Consider the following 19,930-nt stretch of genomic DNA (forward strand, 5'->3'; position numbering starts at 1 on the left):
ATGAAAAGGAGAAAAAAGAGATATGGCACTGAGAAATATCAGAACACAGGGAGACAGTATACTGACAAAGAAATGCAGAAAAGTGGAGGCTATGACACCAAAGCTGAAAGAACTCATTGAAGATATGTTTGAGACTATGTATGACGCCTATGGAGTGGGCCTGGCAGCTCCCCAGGTGGGCGTGCTGAAACAGATCGTGGTGATCGACACCACAGGGGAGGACCCTCACGTGCTGATCAATCCCGAGATTATTGAGACATCCGGCACCCAGACCGGGGACGAGGGCTGTCTGAGCCTTCCGGGAATGTCAGGTACTGTGACTCGCCCCAATTACGTGAAGGTGAGAGCGCTCAATGAGGATATGGAAGAATATGAACTGGAGGGAACGGAGCTGCTGGCAAGGGCCATCTGCCATGAGACAGACCATCTCCAGGGAAAAATGTATACAGAACTGGTGGAGGGCGAGCTTCGCAGGAACAGCTATGAGGAGGATGAAGAATGAGAGTAGTCTTTATGGGTACCCCGGATTTTGCCGTGGGTACGCTGGAAACCTTGATTGCAGCCGGTCATGAGGTAGCAGCCGTGGTAACACAGCCGGATAAGCCCAAGGGCAGAGGAAAAAGCCTGATGCCCACTCCGGTGAAGGAGGTAGCCCTTGCCCATCAGATTCCTGTATTTCAGCCGAAAAAGGTACGGGACCCGGAGTTTGTGGAAACCCTCAGGACGATCGCACCGGATGTGATCGTGGTGGCTGCTTTCGGGCAGATCATCTCAAAGGAAATTCTGGATATGCCCAGATATGGCTGCATCAATGTGCATGCCTCTCTTTTACCCGCTTACCGGGGGGCAGCGCCTATTCAGTGGGCTGTCATCAATGGGGACAAAGAATCAGGCGTCACGATCATGCGTATGAGTGAAGGCCTGGACACCGGTGATATGATAGATAAAGTGGTAGTCCCTCTGGAGGAAAAGGAGACCGGCGGCAGTCTGTTTGACAAGTTAAGCAAAGCAGGTGCCGCACTCTGTACAGAGGTGCTGGTAAAACTGGAAAATGGCACTGCCGTCTTTGAAAAGCAGCCGGAACAAAGTACCACGGCTTATGCTTCCATGATTGACAAGAAGATGGGAAAGATCAACTGGGAGCGCCCGGCAAAAGAGATTGAGCAGCTCATCCGCGGATTGAATCCATGGCCCAGCGCATACACATCCGTGAACGGTAAAAACCTGAAGCTGTGGACCGCTTCTGTAGTCCACGAGGCAGGCAATGGCGTTCCGGGAGAAATTCTGGAGGCCGGGAAAGAGGGGCTGCTGGTAAAAACAGGAGATGGGCTTCTGCTCATTCAGGAGCTGCAGCTGGAAGGAAAGAAAAGAATGGATACCGCAGCTTTTCTGCGGGGATATACAGTAGATAAAGGATGTATCCTTGGGGAGTAAAGAGGAAAACAAATGACAGGCAGAGTGAATATAAGGGAGTTAATCTTAGGAATACTATTAGAAATAAACAAAGAGGGGCAGTACAGTCACATTGCCATACGCGGCACGCTGGATAAATACCAGTATCTGGAGAAGACAGAACGGGCATTCATCACCAGAGTATGTGAGGGAACCCAGGAGAACCAGATACGGATTGATTATATCATCAATTACTTCTCAAAAGTGAAGGTGGAGAAGATGAAACCTCTGATCCGGGAGCTTCTGCGAAGCAGTGTATACCAGCTTATTTATATGGACAACGTTCCGGACAGCGCGGTATGCAACGAGGCGGTTAAGCTGGCAAGAAAAAAGGGATTTTACAATCTGACAGGATTTGTGAACGGGGTTCTCAGGGGAATTGCCAGAGATTACAAAAAAATCCCCTTTCCGGGCAGGGAGAATAAGGTGGAGTACCTTTCCGTGACCTACTCCATGCCTGTGTGGCTGGTCGTTCGTTTTATGGACCAGTTCGGGTTTGAGAATACGGAGAAAATGCTTCAGGCCTCCATGGAAGAACGCCCAGTGACCGTCCGTATAAAAGAATATCTCACGGACCGGGAGCAGGTGATACAGAGCCTTAAAAAAGAGGGCGTGAAGGTGGAGAAAGCGCCCTATGCAGACAATGCCTATTATTTGAGCGGTTATGATTATCTGCCTGCGCTGACTGCCTTCCGCATGGGAAATATCCAGGTGCAGGATGTAAGCTCCATGCTGGCCGGTGAGGCAGCCAATCCGCAGAAAGGCAGCTTTGTCATTGACCTTTGTGCAGCTCCTGGAGGAAAGTCCCTCTGCGTGGCAGATAAAATGCGGGGAACCGGTATGGTGGATTCCAGGGATGTAAGTGAGAAGAAAGCGGACCTGATCCGTGAAAACGTGGAGCGTATGGGCATGGCTAACATCAGTGTCTCAGTACACGACGCTACCGTGTTTGACCATGAGTCTGTGGAAAAAGCTGACCTTGTCCTGGCAGATGTTCCGTGTTCAGGTCTGGGTGTTATGGGAAAAAAGACGGACATCAAGTACAAGATCACGCCGGGAAAGCAGGAGGAGCTTGTGGAGCTTCAGCGGAAGATTCTGGAACAGGCAGCCTGCTATGTAAAACCCGGCGGTATACTTCTGTACAGCACCTGCACAGTATGCAGGGAGGAGAATCTGGAAAATGTGCTCTGGTTTACCAGGGAGTACCCGTATAAACTGGAGAGTATCGATGATTTTCTCTGCGAGGAATTGAGAAGCGAAACTACAAAACAAGGATATTTACAGCTTCTGCCGGGAGTCCATAAGTGTGACGGATTCTTTTTGGCAAGGCTTAGAAGGATAGAATAGAATGGAACCAACAGATATAAAGTCTCAGTCCCTGGAAGAATTGAAAAAGACTGTGGAAGCTCTGGGAGAAAAACCATTCCGGGCAAAACAGCTCTATGAGTGGATGCATGTAAAACTGGCCAAGAGCTTTGAGGAGATGACAAACCTTTCCATGACGTTCCGCGGGAAATTAAAGGAGTCCTGTATTCTCACCACGCTTACGGCTCTGGATGTGCAGACATCTAAGATAGACGGCACACAGAAATACCTTTTTGCCCTCCATGACGGCAATGTGGTGGAAAGTGTGCTCATGCGGTATAAGCATGGGAACAGTGTATGTATCTCCTCACAGGTGGGGTGTAAGATGGGCTGCAGATTCTGTGCCTCCACCATAGGCGGATGGACCAGGAACCTGACGCCTGCAGAGATGCTGGAGCAGGTATACCGGATTCAGGAAACCAGCGGCGAGCGGGTATCCAATGTGGTGGTCATGGGTACCGGTGAACCTCTTGACAATTATGATACCCTGCTTCGCTTTATACATATGATAAGCGATGAAAACGGTCTTCATATCAGTCAGAGAAACATTACAGTCTCCACCTGCGGGCTCGTACCCAAGATGGAGGCGCTGGCAGATGAAAAGCTGCAGATCACACTGGCTTTATCGCTCCACGCGTCCAGCCAGGAGAAGCGGGAAGCTCTTATGCCCATCGCTAAAAAATATACCATCACACAGGTGCTGAACGCCTGCAGGAATTACTATGAAAAGACCGGGCGGCGCATCACATTTGAATACGCTTTGGTGGGCGGCGAGAACGATTCCCAGGAGGATGCAAGGCGCCTGGCACAGCTGCTCAAAGGCCTGAACTGTCATGTGAATCTCATACCTGTGAACCCCATAAAAGAGCGCAGTTACGTCCGTTCTGATAAAAAAGTTATCGGGAATTTTCAAAATAAACTTGAAAAATACCAAATTAATGTTACTATTAGAAGAGAAATGGGCCGGGATATCGATGGGGCCTGTGGACAATTAAGAAAAAGTTATATCGATAAGAAAGAGGATTCGTAGGATGAAGTCATATTCTATCACGGATGTGGGACAGAAGCGGACAGTGAATCAGGATTTCGTATTCACGTCTGAGACCCCTGTGGGCAATCTGCCAAACCTCTTCGTAGTTGCGGACGGCATGGGCGGACACAAGGCAGGAGATTTCGCTTCCAGTTATGCGGTAGAGGTTCTGCTCTCTACCATCCGGGAAGATGAGAACAGCAATCCGGTGAAGATCATACGGGCTGCTATTGAGAATGCCAACACCCAGCTTCTTAGAGAAGCATCGGACAATGAGACTATGAGCGGTATGGGTACCACCATGGTGCTGGTGACCATTGTAGGACATTATGCATATGTGGCCAACGTGGGAGACAGCAGGCTGTATCTGGTTGATGAAAATAAGATATCGCAGATTACCAAAGACCATTCCCTTGTGGAGGAGATGGTCCGCATGGGAGAGATATCCAGGGATGATGCAAGAAATCACCCGGATAAAAATATTATTACCAGGGCACTTGGAGCAGGAAGAGATGTGGATGTGGATTTCTTTGACATTCGTCTTACTCCGGGTGATATTTTGCTGCTGTGCTCAGACGGCCTTTCCAATATGGTGCCGGACGAGGATATCAGGCAGGTGATACGGACCAGCGAAACGCTGGAGGAGACTGGCCGCAGGCTTGTTTCCATGGCAAACGACAACGGAGGCAGAGATAATATAGCAGTAGTTCTGGTAGAACCAGAAACAAAAGAGGTGGAAGTATGTTAAATGTGGGAGTTATCGTAGGAGAGCGGTATGAGATTGCCGGCAGAGTAGGCTCCGGCGGTATGGCCGATGTCTACAAGGCAAAGGATCATAAATTAAACCGTTTTGTGGCCATGAAAGTTCTGAAGCCGGAGTTCAGCGCTGACACGAACTTCATTAAAAAGTTTCAGAGGGAGGCGCAGGCCGCTGCAGGTCTCGCCCATCCCAATATTGTAAATGTATTTGACGTAGGAGAGGACCAGGGAATTAACTACATTGTTATGGAACTGGTGGAAGGCATTACATTAAAAGAATACATCTCCAAAAAAGGAAAACTGACTGTAAAAGAGGCAACCAGCATCGCTATTCAGGTGGCAATGGGACTGGAAGCTGCTCACAACAGAAATATCGTGCACCGGGATATCAAGCCCCAGAACATCATTATTTCTACAGACGGCAAGGTAAAGGTCACAGACTTTGGTATTGCCAGGGCAGCGTCCTCCAATACCATCAGCACCAACGCCATGGGTTCTGTACATTACAGTTCACCGGAGCAGGTGCGCGGCGGCTACAGTGATTACAAGAGTGACATCTATTCCCTGGGCATCACCATGTATGAGATGGTGACAGGCAAGGTTCCCTTTGACGGGGATACCACAGTGGCAATCGCCATCAAACATCTGCAGGATGAGATGCTTCCTCCGTCTGAGTTTGTGCCGGAGCTTCCCCACAGCCTGGAGGAGATCATTCTGAAATGTACACAGAAAAGCCCGGACAGACGTTACAGCACCCTTGCGGAGCTGATCAACGACCTGAAGCATTCCCTGATCGATCCCAACGGAAGCTTTGTCAATCTGGCACCTCTGAGCAATCACGCACAGACTGTGGTCATTTCACCGGATGAGATGAAAGAGATCAAGAATGCGGCCTATGCGCCGTCCGGTTCCAATTCCAGCCGCTACAATGACGAGGATGAGGATGATGACGACGACTACGGTTATGATGACGACGATGATGACGATGATGAGGATGATGATAACGGCAAAGGAATCAGCACAAAGCTGGAGAAGGCCATGACCATCGGCGGACTGATCGTGGGAGCTATTATCATCTGTATTCTGGTTTACTTCATTGTGTTCGCATCGGGCGGGCTGAAGTTTAACAATAAAGATAAAGACAATGATAAAAAAGTTGAAAATACAGGCGGCACAGATAAAGAAAGCACCGAAAAAGTGGAGGTTCCTGACCTGACCGGCAGCACCCCGGATGAGGCGCGGACAGCCCTCAATAACCTGAAGCTTGGTTACAAAAAAGGCGGCGAGGAGCCGTCCGATACTGTGGAAGCAGGTAAGATCGTCCGCCAGGAGACAGAGGCTGGATCAAAAGTGGATCCTCATACAGAAATCGTATGCTATATCAGCACAGGAACCCAGGAGGTGGAAATCCCTGACCTGGAAAATGAGACCCAGACCTCCGCAGAGGCAACGTTAAAGGAACTGGGACTGCTGACACAGATCAGCAAGGCAAACAGCAGTTCTGTGAGCATTGGAAATGTCATATCCACAGATCCCGCTGCAGGAACATCTGTAAAGACAGGCACCACAGTCACCCTGACCATCAGTACCGGTGAAGGGGATACGGCTGCAAGGGTACCGGATGTGCGCGGATGGGCAGAGGAAGATGCTAAAAGTGCAATCTCAGAGGCAGGTCTCGTGCCTGTAGTACAGACCGGTTCTGACCAGACTGTGGACGTAGGTGAAGTATATGACCAGAGTATTGCTGCGGGAACAAGAGTGGACTCAGGTACAACAGTCACCATATATGTGAGAAGCCAAGATGCCGCCGGTGAAACACCTGCAGATGAAGGTGGAACCTGGAAAGCAGAAGGCCAGGCGCTTGGACAGCCGGCAAGCTACCAAGGCGGTAAAGTCAAAATAGAGCTGGTCCAGACAGATGACCAGGGGAATACCTACTCTGACCAGTCCATGGAAGTGGAAAATCCGGAGTTCCCGCTGTCTATCAGCGACCTGACGGGACGTCCGGGAATCGCAACCGGCACGGTAGGCCTCTATGAGTGGATTGGTGACAGCTATCAGATCATCGACCAGTACGATGTAACATTCCAGAAGGTAGATTAATGCAGGGAAAGATTATTAAAGGAATTTCCGGATTCTACTACGTAAAAGTAGCAGAATCCGGAATTTATGAATGTAAGGCAAAAGGAATATTCCGAAAAGAAAAAATAAAACCCCTTGTGGGTGACAATGTGGAGATTGAGGTCCTGAATGAAGAGGAAAAGCTGGGAAATGTGGTGGATATCCTTCCCAGAAAGAATGAGTTGATCCGCCCGGCAGTTGCCAATGTGGATCAGGCGCTGGTGATATTTGCCGCCAGGGAGCCGAAACCCAATTTCTCTTTGCTGGACCGCTTTTTGGTTATTATGGAACGTCAGGAGATTCCCGTGGTCATCTGTTTTAACAAGCAGGACCTGGCTGACGCTGAGGAAGCAGGCAGGATGCAGGAAATCTATACTTCCTGTGGTTATCAGGTTCTGCTCACAAGTGCCGCCCAGGGGGAAGGCACGGAGGCGCTCAGAAATATCCTGAGAGGAAAGACCACGACCGTGGCGGGTCCTTCCGGAGTGGGGAAATCCTCTCTCACCAATCTTCTGCAGCAGGAAGTGGTGATGGAGACAGGAGAGATCAGTAAAAAGCTGGGAAGAGGACGCCATACTACAAGACATTCCCAGATCATTGAGGTGGAGCCTGACACGTACCTTCTGGATACGCCGGGATTTACTTCTTTTTATGTGGAAGATATGGATAAGGAAGAGCTGCGCCATTATTTCCGGGAATTTATAAAATACGAGGGAACCTGCCGGTTCCAGGGCTGCACCCATACCCATGAACCCGGATGCAGCGTAAAAGCAGCACTTGAGGCGGGAGAAATCCCGAAAGAACGATATGAAAGTTATCTGGAGCTTTACCGGGAGCTTGCAGACAAGAGGAGGTATTGAGATGAGATATGAACTATCACCGTCCATTCTGGCAGCGGATTTTGCGTGTCTGGGGGAACAGATAAGCAGGGTGGAGCAGGCCGGGGTAAAATGGCTGCACATTGATGTGATGGACGGCAGCTTTGTGCCCAGTATTTCCCTGGGAATGCCTGTCATCACATCCATCAGAAAAAAGAGCAGTATGTTCTTTGATGTCCATCTGATGGTGCAGGACCCGGAGCGTTATATTGAGGACTTCAAAAAGGCAGGTGCAGATATGCTCACTGTACATGCCGAGGCATGTACTCATCTGGACAGGACGCTTAACTGTATCCGGGAGGCTGGTATGAAGGCAGGTGTTGCCCTGAATCCTGCAACACCCCTTGTGATGGTGGAGCAGGTGCTGGAGCTGGTGGACATGGTCCTTCTTATGACTGTGAATCCTGGGTTTGGCGGACAGAAATACATTCCCTACTCCGGTGACAAGATCAGAAGACTGAGGAGAATGCTGGATGAGAGAGGTCTGGATACGGATATTGAAGTGGACGGAGGCATTTCCGCCAACACCATTGACCGGGTCCTGGAGGCAGGCGCCAATATTCTGGTAGCCGGCTCAGCCGTGTTCGGCGGGGATATTGAGGCAAATATCAAGGTTCTGACCAATCATATAGAAGAATTCAGGAACAGGCAGTAATAAACACGTTCTGAGAGAGGGACAGGAAATATGGACACAATACTTTTGTGCGGCGGGCATATGGATGATGCGTTTGTACTCGGCTGCATAGAGAACATCGGCCCGGACTGCATCATCGGCATTGACAGAGGGCTGGAATTCTGTTACAGGAACCGGATCGTTCCCCAGTATATCCTGGGCGATTTTGACAGTATCAGTCCGGAGGTGATCAACTGGTACAGAAGCCGGAAGGAAATCCCCATCCGGGAATACAAACCGGAGAAGGATGCCACAGATACCCGTATGGGAATGGAACTGGCAATGGAGCTTGGCAGTGATCGGATTTTCCTGTTTGGAGCTACCGGCGGCCGCCTGGACCATTATATGGGGAATCTGCAGTCTCTGATCGTTCCGGCAAAGGAAGAAAAAGAAGCCTGGATCCTGGATGAGCAGAATGCCATCACCGTGCTTTTCGGCAGCAGAATGATCAAAAAAGAGTGTGCTTTCGGCAAATATATCTCTTTTTTTTCCATGGGAGATGAAGTGCGCGGAATCACTCTTTCCGGGTTTAAATACCCCCTGAAAGAGTATGATATGACAAATTTCGACGGAATCGGTGTGAGCAATGAGCTGGCCGAAGATACAGCATTAGTGGAATTTCGACAGGGATTTCTGCTGATGGTCATGTCAAAAGACAGGTAGAAAGAACGAAAAAAGTCGATATTTTTTTAATAGATGTCGAATAACAAGGCGGGTCAAAGGCTTGATTCGCCTTTTTAGGTGTGTTAGAATGAGGTCATGTGAAGGAATACAGAAGAAAAGAGGACATAAAAATGAAGTTAGGAATTGTCGGTTTACCGAATGTAGGGAAGAGTACCCTTTTTAACTCTCTGACAAAAGCTGGGGCGGAATCAGCAAACTATCCGTTCTGTACTATAGATCCCAATGTGGGCATTGTGGCTGTGCCGGACGAGCGATTGAAACTCTTAGGGGATTTTTATCATTCCAAAAAAGTGACGCCGGCGGTGATTGAATTTGTGGATATCGCAGGACTTGTGAAGGGGGCTTCCAAAGGTGAGGGCCTTGGAAACCAGTTCCTTGCCAATATCCGGGAGGTGGATGCCATTGTACACGTTGTAAGATGCTTTGAAGATGAAAATGTAGTACATGTTGACGGAAGTATTGACCCGCTGCGCGACATTGAAACCATTAATCTGGAACTGATATTCTCGGATCTGGAGATCTTGGAGAGAAGGACTGCTAAAACAACAAAGTCTGCCCGTATGGATAAAGAGGCAGCAAAAGAGCTGGAACTCTTAAAGAGACTGAAAGCTCACCTGGAGGACGGAAAACCGGCCTCCACATTTGAACCCGATAACGAGGATGAGGAAGGGTTTATGAAAGAGTATAACCTCCTCACCGGAAAACCGGTTATCTATGCGGCCAATGTATCCGAAGATGACCTGGCAGACGATGCGGTCTCCAATCCTCATGTACAAAAGGTAAGGGAATATGCAGAAGAAACAGGAAGTGAAGTATTCGCCCTGTGCGCTCAGATAGAGCAGGAAATCGCGGAGCTGGATGATGATGAGAAGAAGGAATTCCTGGAGGATCTGGGAATAGAGAAGTCAGGGTTGGAGAAACTGATAGTAGCCAGCTACAGGCTGCTTGGACTTCTTAGCTTCCTCACATCCGGTGAAGATGAGACGAGAGCATGGACCATAAAAGTAGGAACAAAAGCGCCGCAGGCGGCAGGAAAAATACACACGGATTTCGAACGAGGCTTTATCAAAGCTGAGGTTGTGAATTACAGGGATCTGCTTGACTGTGGTTCCTATGCGGGAGCCAGGGAAAAAGGACTGGTCCGCATGGAAGGAAAAGACTACGTTGTGCAGGACGGCGATGTGATTTTATTCCGCTTTAACGTTTAAAGGAGGCTTACTTATATGGATATGTCCATTCGCTTTCCGCACCTGGGGATCACGCTTCCCCATGTGGGAAAAACAATAACGGTCTTTGGCTTTGATATTGCCTATTACGGAATGGTTATCGCGCTGGCTATGATCGTTGGGATCTCCATTGCCATGAAAGAGGCGAAGCGCACAGGACAAAATCCGGACACTTATCTGGATATGCTAATGATTACCATGGTAACTTCTGTAATAGGGGCGAGAGCTTATTATGTCATCTTTAGCTGGGAAGACTATAAAGACGACCTGTTACAGATTTTCAATACCAGAAACGGCGGACTGGCAATTTACGGGGGGATCATAGTCGGTGCTGTTACGGTCTACGTCTTTGGCAGATTAAAGAAGATGAACTTTCCTCAGGTGGCGGACACGGTATGTATGGGGCTTGTTGCCGGCCAGATCATCGGACGGTGGGGCAACTTTTTCAACAGGGAGGCTTTCGGAGGTTACACGGACAGCTTTCTTGCCATGCAGCTGCCGGTCTCCGCGGTGCGGAAGGGTGAGATCACATCTGCTATGTGGGACCATCTGGTAACGATAGGCGGTGTGGAATACATCCAGGTCCATCCCACATTCCTCTATGAGGGAGTGTGGAACCTGGGAGTCCTGCTGTTCCTGTTCTGGTTCCGGAAAAAGAAAAAATTCCAGGGAGAACTGTTTTTATGCTACCTGGCAGGTTACGGAGCCGGAAGGCTTTGGATAGAAGGACTTCGTACGGATCAGCTTTTGATTCCGGGGATAGGAATTCCGGTATCACAGGTGTTATCCGCCGTTCTCGTGGTATGTTCCCTTATGCTTATCGTACACAACAGGAGGAAGAGGCAAAAAGAACAAGGAGTGTAGCGATGAGAGATAAAGAGTTAGAAATACGAATAGAAGACGCACGGCAGAGACTGGACAGAGCAATCACAGAAAAACGAGGCATGCAGACCATTATGGGACTCAGCCTGGTATTGGACCGTTTGATAGAAGAACATATTTGTATAGACCAGAAAAACGCAGAACTTGTGGGTTGATCCCACCACCTCTGCCATATATTGGAAACTCTTGAAAAGAATCGGCAAAATGGCGTAAAATCCTTGATTTTACGCCATTTTTCGATTCTTTTAATATTTCTAAAGAATATATGTTCCCCTTGCTTTTTTCCCGGTTGTGTTATAGAATGGGCATGTAAGTGGTAGAAAGTGGTGAAAAGTGGTGGCAAATGGGGAGCTAGTGGCAGAAGCGCCCGTTGTCCCATGGAGGGTGCGAAGGGGAGACTCGCATCTTCACGAAAGAAGGTGACATTCATATGTTCATGGGAGAGTATAGTCATACGATCGACGCAAAAGGAAGGCTGATCATTCCGGCTAAGTTCCGCGATGAATTAGGCGAGGATTTTGTGCTGACAAAAGGTCTGGACGGTTGTCTGTCTATCTACCCAAACAATGAATGGAAGGATTTCGAAGAAAAGCTGAAAGCTTTACCGCTTAATGATAAAAATGCAAGGGCCTTCGTACGTTTTTTTGTTTCCAGTGCAACACAGTGTGAACTGGACAAGCAGGGGAGAATTCTCGTACCGGTAACGCTGCGGGAGTTTGCTGGTCTGTCGAAGGACGTAGTGCTCACAGGAAACCTCACCAGGATTGAAATCTGGAGCAAAGAAAAATGGATGGAGAACAGCAATTGTGAAGATATGGATGCCATCGCAGAAGGGATGCAGGCAATGGGTATCTTAATATAATTGCAGGAAGGTCGAGGAAACTATGGAATTTAAACACAAATCCGTATTGTTAGAAGAGACGATCCGGAATCTGAAGGTAAAACCGGATGGGATTTATGTTGACGGAACGTTAGGAGGCGGCGGCCACGCCTATGAGGTGTGCCGGCAATTATCTGCCAAGGGGAGCTTGATAGGTATAGATCAAGACGAAGCTGCAATCGAGGCTGCGGGTGAACGGTTACAGGAATTTGGAGACAGAGTTACGATTATCCGCAGCAACTATTGCAACATGAAAAAAGAACTGCAGAAAATAGGGATTTCGTCTGTGGACGGGATCGTGCTGGATTTGGGTGTTTCGTCCTACCAGCTCGACAACGCTGAGCGTGGGTTTACCTACAGGGAGGACGTGCCCTTAGATATGCGTATGGACCGAAGAGGAAGCCGTACCGCAAGAGATATTGTAAATACTTATACTGAAAACGAACTGTATCGTGTACTCCGGGACTATGGGGAAGAAAAATTCGCTAAGAAGATCGCCAGAAATATCTGTACGGCCAGGAGTGAGAAGCCTATAGAGACCACCGGAGAACTGATTGAACTTATAAAACAGTCCATTCCCATGAAAATGAGAGCAGTGGGTGGACATCCTGCGAAAAAAACATTTCAGGCAATTCGTATCGAGCTGAATCAGGAGTTGGAAGTCTTGAGAAATTCCCTGGATGATATGATTGAACTATTAAATGACGGCGGACGTATCTGCATTATCACGTTCCATTCTTTAGAAGACCGCATTGTGAAGACTATATTCAGAAGGAATGAGAACCCATGCACATGTCCGCCGGATTTTCCGGTCTGTGTTTGTGGAAAGACGTCGATGGGGAGAGTCATAACCAGGAAACCAATACTTCCGGATGAGGAGGAGATTGCTGTAAATAAGCGTTCCAAGAGCGCAAAGCTGCGTGTCTTTGAACGGACCAGAAATGAATAGGCGGAGAAATCTGAATCGGGGTTGATTTCATGAAAAAAGTATCCGGGAGTGAGGGATATGACAGCAGAAAAGTAAATAGAGGCACCGGGTATTATGTGGATGGGAACACGGTCCGCCGTGTTGAGGAAGTACCCCAGCGTAAAAAAAAGCAGGTAAGTACAGCCGCACAGAAGAACAGAGCCAGAAACATGCAGATGAGCAAAGGGTATGTTATGTTTTTGGCAGTGATGTGTGTGGCTGTCTTGTTTGCATGCGTACATTTTCTGAAACTGAAATCCGAACTGACAGAGCAGAAGAGCCAGCTTACCGCAGAAGAACTCAAATACAGCCAGTTAAAGGCTGAAAACGACGCGTACTACAGTGAGACCATTTCCAGTGTGGACCTGGATGCCATCAGAAAAAAAGCCATTGAAGAGCTGGGAATGAAATTTCCCACGGAGGATCAGATCAAGTATTATACACCGGGCGGCAGCAGCTATGTGAGACAGTATCAGGATGTGCCCGAAAAGTGACGGTACATAGGACAAAGCAGGTGATAGATTGAATAAACAGGAATCAAAGAAAAGAAAAATGACAGGCACCATGAAGAAAAAGCTGGCGGGATTGTTTGTGTTGATTCTGCTGGCTTTCGTATTTCTGGTTATCGGGATTACCATTATCAATGCCAAGAGTGGTGACAAATACACCAAACAGGTGCTGGCCCAGTCCCAGCAGCAGTACGACAGCACCACCATCCCCTACAAACGGGGAGATATTCTGGACAGAAGCGGAAATATCCTGGCTACCAGCATAAAGGTCTACAATGTGATCCTGGACTGCCAGGTGGTGAACTCCAATGAGAATTACAAAGAGCCCACAAAAAAAGCACTGTCCGAGTATCTGGGGATTGATGAGGATACGGTGGAAGATCTGCTCACCAGCGCGGAGACAAAAGAGAGCCCTTACCAGATCTTAAAGAAGCAGATCTCCATGGATGAAAAGAAGAATTTTGAAAAGATGACAGAAATTCCGGCGGATAAGAAGGAGGCAGAGGCACTCTCCGAGGAGGAAACAGTCCGCAGGAATAACACACAGGGCGTGTGGTTTGAGGAGGATTACAAGAGAACCTATCCCCTCAATGAGCTGGCCTGTGATGTGATAGGTTTTACTTATTCCGGGAACACCGCGGACTGGGGACTGGAGGGCTACTACAACAGCACCCTGAATGGCACAGACGGCAGAAAGATCGGTTATTTCAACGATGACGCTTCCCTGGAACAGAACATCATTGACCCGGTCAACGGAAACAGTCTGGTCACTACCCTGGATGTGAATATCCAGAGTGTGGTGGACAAATATATTGAGGCTTTTATGGAGAACCTGAAGGACGGCCCCAATACCGATTACCGCGGTGCCAAGAATATAGGTGTGATCGTGGCAAATCCCCAGAACGGGGAAATCCTGGCTATGGGCAGCAACGATCCCTATGACCTGAATGAACCAAGAGATCTCACCTCCCGGTATTCCGACAGTGAGCTCAAAGCCATGAATGATGAACAGACAAAAGAAGCCCTCTACAAAATGTGGAGGAATTACTGCATAACAGATGCCTACGAGCCGGGATCTGTGGTAAAGCCCATCACCGTGGCATCCGCTCTGGAGTCCGGCAGCATCACAGAGGAGGACACCTTTGTATGTGACGGCGGGGAACAGGTGGCAGACCGGTATATCAACTGCGCGGTCTATCCGGATTCCCATGGAACGGAGACCGTGGGGGAGGCCATCCAGAATTCCTGCAATGATGCCCTCATGGCCATCGGCCGGAAAATGGGGAAGGAGACTTTGCTTTCCTACCAGGATAAGTTTAATTTCGGGACAAGGACAGGGATTGACCTTCCGGGCGAGGGGACAGGAATCCTGTTCAGCCTGGACAACATGTTTGACACAGAACTTGCAACCACCACCTTTGGACAGGGATTTACCTGTACCATGATCCAGGAGGTTGCGGCGATCAGTGCCTGCATCAACGGCGGCACTTATTATCAGCCCCATCTGGTGAAAGAGATCAAGGACCAGGACAACAATACCATAAAGAGTATCAGCGGAAATGTCTTAAAGGAAGTGATTTCCCAGGAGGTCTCCGCGGATATCAGAAAATATATGGGAATGAGTGTGGAGAGCGGTACCAGCCAGACAGCAAAGATACCGGGTTACTCCATGGGAGGCAAGACCGGAACTGCTGAGAAGGTGCCCAGGGGGAATCATAAATACCTGGTATCCTTTGTGGGATTTGCCCCTCTTGATAATCCTGAGGTTGTGATCTATGTTGTGGTGGATGAGCCGAATGTGGAGGAACAGGCAAGCAGCACATATGCCCAGTATATTGCACAGGCGATCCTCTCAGAAATCTTTCCGTATCTGAACATATATCCGGACCAGGAGACAGACCAGAAGCTTCAGCTCTGGGATGAATTCACGGGAACCACAAGGATGGATGAGAGCGTCAACGGGGAGGACGGCAACGGCCCCTCCGGTGTAGTCATTGACGGCACGGAGAATCCGGATATGCCGGAACCGCCCCAGGATGATTCGGAAGAAGAAGGGATTGACAGCAACAATGCGGAGAGCGACGGCATTACCAATGAGGATGCCGGGTTCGACGAGGATGATATGGAAGAATAAGCGGGAATGCTGTACAGATGAGAAATCTGTGCAGCATTCCCTTCTTTTTTCCACAGGGCTTTGCATATATTTATAAGGATAAGCTGCAGGGGAACCGGGAATGAAGAAAAACAGAACATACCACAAGAAGAAAACCGTGATCGTATTTGCCGCCTGTGTGCTGATGCTTGCAGGGCTTATGGGCCGTATGGTCTATCTCATGGTGATAAAGTCTGACTACTATGCAAAGAAGGCGGAACAGCTCCACGAGAGAGAACGTGACATTAAGGCAGCCAGGGGCAGGATCATCGACGCAAAAGGGGAGATACTGGCCGACAACAAGGCAGTCTGTACCATATCTGTGATCCACAGCCAGGTAAAGGAACCGGATAAGATCATTGCCATGCTCCAAAAAGAGCTGGGGCTTTCCGAGGAGACTGCCAGAAAAAGAGTGGAGAAAGTTTCTTCCATTGAAAAGGTAAAGACCAATGTGGAGAAGGAGGTGGGAGACAGAATCCGGGAATACGGTCTTGCAGGGGTCAAGGTGGATGAGGATTTCAAGCGCTATTATCCATGCAATGAACTGGCCTCCAAGGTACTTGGGTTTACCGGTGGAGACAACCAGGGTATCATCGGGCTGGAGGTGTGGTATGATGATATCTTAAAAGGCATAGACGGCAAGATCCTCACTACCACGGACGCCAGGGGTGTGGAGATCGACGAGCTTGGGGAGAGTCGTGTGGAGCCGGTGGCGGGATATGACCTGCACATCAGTCTGGATAAAAACATTCAGATGTACGCTCAGCAGGCCGCGGAGAAGGTGATGGAGGAAAAGCAGGCGGATGCCGTCTCCATCCTGTTCATAAATCCCCAAAACGGGGAGATTTACGCGGACGTGAACGTACCGGAATTCAATCTGAATGAACCCTTTACCCTGAACACAGACGCAGATACTTCCGGTATGACGGATAAGGAGAAACAGGATGCCTGCAACCGGATGTGGAGAAATCTGACCATCAACGATACTTATGAGCCCGGTTCCACATTTAAGATCATCACCATGGCGGCAGGGCTTTCCGAGGGAGTGGTCAGCATGAATGACACCTTCTCCTGTCCGGGATTTAAAATCGTGGAGGACCGTAGGATCCATTGTCATAAAAGGACAGGACATGGCGCGGAAAACTTTGTACAGGGAGCGATGAATTCCTGCAACCCGGTGTTTATCGAGGTGGGGCTGCGGCTTGGCGTGGACAATTACTATAAATATTTCAAGCAATTCGGACTCCTCAAAAAAACCGGGATTGACTTACCCGGGGAGGCTGCAACCATCATGCATAAAAAATCAAACATCGGGCAGGTGGAGCTTGCAACTATTTCCTTCGGTCAGTCCTTCCAGATCACCCCCATCCAGCTCGCCACAACAGTAAGCTCCATCATCAACGGCGGCAGCCGGATCACGCCCCACTTTGGAGTGAAGGTGACAGATGAGGACGGAAATCTGGTGGAGACCCTTCAGTACCCTGTGGAGAAAGGGGTGGTGACAGAAGAGGTGTCCGGGGAAGTGCGCTACATCCTGGAAAAGGTAGTCTCTGAGGGGTCCGGCAAAAACGCGGCGATCGAGGGCAGGACCATAGGAGGCAAGACAGCCACGTCCCAGACACTGCCGAGAAGTGCCAACCGGTATATCTCCTCATTCCTGGGATTTACACCGGCTGAGACGCCACAGATACTGGGAATCTGCCTGATCCATGATCCTCAGGGGGTCTATTACGGAGGCACCATAGCAGCTCCTGTCATCCGGGATATCTATGAGAATATCCTCCCTTACATGGGGATTGAAGGTTGATAATTGATTATAAAAGCTTTATACTATAACCAGTATTGCCGACACAGGCATATGGCGGCAGCCCTGTCTTTTGCCGGGCTGCCGGGCATGATACAAAAATACATAAAAATGAGGTGTGTTATGACAGAGTATAAGATGGTGCTGCCTGTACTGGCAGCATTCATAGTCAGTGTGGTTCTGGGACCTATTATCATTCCCTATTTACGAAAGCTGAAAATGGGACAGACTGAGCGGGAAAACGGTGTGCAGTCTCATCTGAAAAAAGCGGGGACGCCTACCATGGGAGGGATTATTTTTCTGCTCTCCACAGTGGTCACATCCCTGTTTTATGTGAAGGATTACCCTAAAATCATCCCTGTACTGTTTTTGACGCTGGGATTCGGACTGATCGGCTTTTGGGATGACTATTTGAAAGTAGTCCTTAGGCGGTCGGACGGGCTTCTGGCCTGGCAGAAGATGCTGTGCCAGCTTGTGGTGACGGGGATCTTTGCCTTTTATCTGATGAAATTCACGGATGTATCCATGACGATCAAGGTGCCTTTTGCGGCAGGCTATGAGATAAATCCGGGATTTCTTACGGTTCCGCTTTTGTTTTTTGTGGTCATCGGTACAGTGAACGGTGTGAATTTTACGGACGGTCTGGATGGACTGGCCTCCTCGGTCACAATCATGGTTGCCACCTTCTTTTCCGTGGTTGCCATTGGCACAAAGAGCGGCATTGAACCCATCACCTGTGCGGTAGTGGGTGCGCTCATGGGATTTCTGCTGTTCAATGTCTATCCCGCCAAGATTTTTATGGGAGATACCGGTTCCCTGGCACTGGGCGGATTTGTGGCGGGCACGGCGTATATGCTGCAGATGCCCTTATTCCTGCTGATCGTGGGACTGATCTATGTGGTGGAAGTGCTCTCTGTCATGATGCAGGTGACGTACTTCAAGATATCCCACGGCAAAAGAATTTTCAAGATGGCGCCTATCCACCATCACTTTGAATTGTGCGGCTGGTCCGAGACAAGGGTCGTTGCCGTATTCTCCATTATTACAGCCATCCTGTGCCTGATCGCACTGCTGGCATTATAAGAAAGGAAAAAGAGAAATGGACAGAACAGAGTTAAAAGGAAAACGTGTGCTTGTATTTGGTTCGGGAATCAGCGGCATCGGCGCGGTGCGCCTGCTGGAGGCAGTACAGGCTGATGTGATATTATATGACGGAAATGAAAAGCTGGACAAAGAGGAGATTAAAAAACGCCTGCCGGAACATTCATTGTGTGATATTGTTCTGGGAGATATGCCCCAAGACCTGCCGTCAACCCTTGACCTGGCAGTGATGAGTCCGGGGGTGCCTCTTGACATTCCACCTGTGGAGGCCCTTAAGCGCGCGGGCATTCCGGTATGGGGCGAGGTGGAGCTGGCTTACCGCATGGGAGCGGGCACGGTTCTTGCCATAACAGGCACCAACGGAAAGACCACGACCACGGCACTTCTGGGAGAGATCATGCGGGCGTATGCCAAATCCGTCTTTGTGGTAGGCAACATCGGAAATGCCTATACAGGCGCAGCTCTCTCCATGACAGAAGAGAGTTATACCGTAGCGGAGATCAGCAGCTTTCAGCTTGAGACCACCATATCATTTCGCCCCAAGGTATCTGCTGTCCTGAACATTACAGAGGACCATTTAAACCGCCATCACACCATGCAGGAGTATATCCGGGTGAAGGAGATGATCGCGGGAAACCAGACAAAAGAGGATTTCTGTGTTCTCAACTATGAGGATGAGGAGCTTCGCCGGTTTGCAGAGGTATGTCCGGCTAAGACTCTCTTCTTCTCAAGCTTACATAAGCTGGATCATGGAATCTTCCTGGACGGCGGGCAGATCATCCTGCGCACCGGGACGGAGGAGATTTTGGTGGCAGAGACCAGTGGGCTTAAGCTGCTGGGACGCCATAACCATGAAAATGTCATGGCGGCTGTTGCTATGGCTTACTGTGCAGGTGTTCCCATGGAAACCATCCGGCAGGTGATACAAAGCTTTACAGCAGTGCCCCACAGGATTGAGTTTGTGGATGAGATTGACGGTGTGGCCTATTATAATGATTCCAAGGGAACCAACCCGGATGCGGCCATCAAGGGTATTCAGGCCATGAACCGGCCTACCCTGCTGATCGGCGGCGGTTACGACAAGGAGTCCTCCTATGAGGAGTGGATCCGGGCATTTGACGGCAAGGTGCGGTACCTGGTCCTCATTGGGCAGACAAAAGAGAAGATTGAAAAAGCTGCCCACAGCTGCGGCTTTATGAGTACCATTCTGGCGGAGGATCTGGAGGAAGCCGTTAAAATCTGTGCGGAGAAGGCAAATCCCGGAGACGCGGTCCTTCTCTCGCCGGCCTGCGCAAGCTGGGGCCAGTTTGACAACTATGAGCAGAGGGGCGATAAGTTCAAAGAATACGTGAGAAATCGTAAGGAATAATATAAACCGTCAGACAATATAATGCAGTATGAGCAAAAAGGAAAGGGAAATGCGTGTGGAGAAGAGATACCTGAAAAA

19 protein-coding genes are annotated in these 19,930 nt (G+C 49.2%); all 19 read left to right on the forward strand.

The genetic code is table 11. The annotated features are described in order from the left end of the window. Positions 1 to 22: 22 nt before the first annotated feature. Complete coding sequence (gene def, locus LC508_RS26975; protein WP_033139074.1) at positions 23 to 502, forward strand: peptide deformylase; 480 nt, start codon at positions 23 to 25, stop codon at positions 500 to 502. Beyond that, positions 499 to 1,434 (forward strand): methionyl-tRNA formyltransferase, encoded by a 936-nt coding sequence (gene fmt, locus LC508_RS26980; RefSeq protein WP_103731674.1) that lies wholly within the window; start codon positions 499 to 501, stop codon positions 1,432 to 1,434. The genes def and fmt overlap by 4 nt, the downstream gene beginning before the upstream one ends. Before the next feature lie 12 nt (positions 1,435 to 1,446). Continuing rightward, the gene (gene rsmB, locus LC508_RS26985) at positions 1,447 to 2,799 is read left to right on the forward strand and encodes a 16S rRNA (cytosine(967)-C(5))-methyltransferase RsmB (protein ID WP_033139072.1); all 1,353 of its coding nucleotides are present in this window, start codon (positions 1,447 to 1,449) and stop codon (positions 2,797 to 2,799) included. A 1-nt stretch (position 2,800) separates the two neighbouring features. Continuing rightward, positions 2,801 to 3,847 (forward strand): 23S rRNA (adenine(2503)-C(2))-methyltransferase RlmN, encoded by a 1,047-nt coding sequence (rlmN, locus tag LC508_RS26990; protein ID WP_103731675.1) that lies wholly within the window; start codon positions 2,801 to 2,803, stop codon positions 3,845 to 3,847. Between the two features lies 1 nt (position 3,848). Then, the gene (locus tag LC508_RS26995; protein WP_033139070.1) at positions 3,849 to 4,595 is read left to right on the forward strand and encodes a Stp1/IreP family PP2C-type Ser/Thr phosphatase; all 747 of its coding nucleotides are present in this window, start codon (positions 3,849 to 3,851) and stop codon (positions 4,593 to 4,595) included. Further along, on the forward strand, positions 4,589 to 6,709 hold the full coding sequence (gene pknB / locus LC508_RS27000; protein WP_054352283.1) for a Stk1 family PASTA domain-containing Ser/Thr kinase: 2,121 nt from the start codon (positions 4,589 to 4,591) through the stop codon (positions 6,707 to 6,709). Before LC508_RS26995 ends, pknB begins: the two co-directional genes overlap by 7 nt. Beyond that, positions 6,709 to 7,587 (forward strand): ribosome small subunit-dependent GTPase A, encoded by an 879-nt coding sequence (gene rsgA, locus LC508_RS27005; RefSeq protein ID WP_033139068.1) that lies wholly within the window; start codon positions 6,709 to 6,711, stop codon positions 7,585 to 7,587. The genes pknB and rsgA overlap by 1 nt, the downstream gene beginning before the upstream one ends. A gap of 1 nt (position 7,588) precedes the next feature. Beyond that, entirely contained in the window at positions 7,589 to 8,260 is a 672-nt protein-coding gene (gene rpe, locus LC508_RS27010) for a ribulose-phosphate 3-epimerase (protein WP_103731676.1), read from the forward strand. Positions 8,261 to 8,290: 30 nt separating this feature from the next. Next, positions 8,291 to 8,941: a thiamine diphosphokinase gene (locus LC508_RS27015; RefSeq protein ID WP_033139066.1), complete on the forward strand. Its 651-nt coding sequence runs from the start codon at positions 8,291 to 8,293 to the stop codon at positions 8,939 to 8,941. A 131-nt stretch (positions 8,942 to 9,072) separates the two neighbouring features. Further along, positions 9,073 to 10,170 (forward strand): redox-regulated ATPase YchF, encoded by a 1,098-nt coding sequence (ychF, locus tag LC508_RS27020; RefSeq protein WP_033139082.1) that lies wholly within the window; start codon positions 9,073 to 9,075, stop codon positions 10,168 to 10,170. 15 nt (positions 10,171 to 10,185) lie between these two features. Then, on the forward strand, positions 10,186 to 11,052 hold the full coding sequence (gene lgt / locus LC508_RS27025) for a prolipoprotein diacylglyceryl transferase (RefSeq protein WP_033139065.1): 867 nt from the start codon (positions 10,186 to 10,188) through the stop codon (positions 11,050 to 11,052). A 2-nt stretch (positions 11,053 to 11,054) separates the two neighbouring features. After that, positions 11,055 to 11,225: a Spo0E family sporulation regulatory protein-aspartic acid phosphatase gene (locus LC508_RS27030; protein ID WP_118593809.1), complete on the forward strand. Its 171-nt coding sequence runs from the start codon at positions 11,055 to 11,057 to the stop codon at positions 11,223 to 11,225. A gap of 275 nt (positions 11,226 to 11,500) precedes the next feature. Next, a complete protein-coding gene (gene mraZ / locus LC508_RS27035) occupies positions 11,501 to 11,932 on the forward strand; it encodes a division/cell wall cluster transcriptional repressor MraZ (RefSeq protein WP_033139064.1) in 432 nt (143 codons plus the stop codon). A 22-nt stretch (positions 11,933 to 11,954) separates the two neighbouring features. Then, a complete protein-coding gene (gene rsmH, locus LC508_RS27040) occupies positions 11,955 to 12,899 on the forward strand; it encodes a 16S rRNA (cytosine(1402)-N(4))-methyltransferase RsmH (RefSeq protein WP_033139063.1) in 945 nt (314 codons plus the stop codon). 29 nt (positions 12,900 to 12,928) lie between these two features. Continuing rightward, positions 12,929 to 13,411, forward strand: coding sequence for a septum formation initiator family protein (locus LC508_RS27045; RefSeq protein ID WP_033139062.1), 483 nt, complete (start codon positions 12,929 to 12,931; stop codon positions 13,409 to 13,411). Between the two features lie 28 nt (positions 13,412 to 13,439). Beyond that, a complete protein-coding gene (locus LC508_RS27050) occupies positions 13,440 to 15,560 on the forward strand; it encodes a peptidoglycan D,D-transpeptidase FtsI family protein (protein ID WP_033139061.1) in 2,121 nt (706 codons plus the stop codon). 100 nt (positions 15,561 to 15,660) lie between these two features. After that, on the forward strand, positions 15,661 to 17,385 hold the full coding sequence (locus LC508_RS27055) for a peptidoglycan D,D-transpeptidase FtsI family protein (RefSeq protein WP_033139060.1): 1,725 nt from the start codon (positions 15,661 to 15,663) through the stop codon (positions 17,383 to 17,385). Positions 17,386 to 17,505: 120 nt separating this feature from the next. Beyond that, a complete protein-coding gene (gene mraY / locus LC508_RS27060) occupies positions 17,506 to 18,465 on the forward strand; it encodes a phospho-N-acetylmuramoyl-pentapeptide-transferase (RefSeq protein ID WP_033139081.1) in 960 nt (319 codons plus the stop codon). Between the two features lie 16 nt (positions 18,466 to 18,481). Further along, positions 18,482 to 19,852: a UDP-N-acetylmuramoyl-L-alanine--D-glutamate ligase gene (gene murD / locus LC508_RS27065; RefSeq protein WP_103732707.1), complete on the forward strand. Its 1,371-nt coding sequence runs from the start codon at positions 18,482 to 18,484 to the stop codon at positions 19,850 to 19,852. Positions 19,853 to 19,930: the final 78 nt, after the last annotated feature.

This window comes from Blautia parvula, assembly GCF_020215665.1.
Taxonomy (GTDB): Bacteria; Bacillota; Clostridia; order Lachnospirales; family Lachnospiraceae; genus Blautia; species Blautia celeris.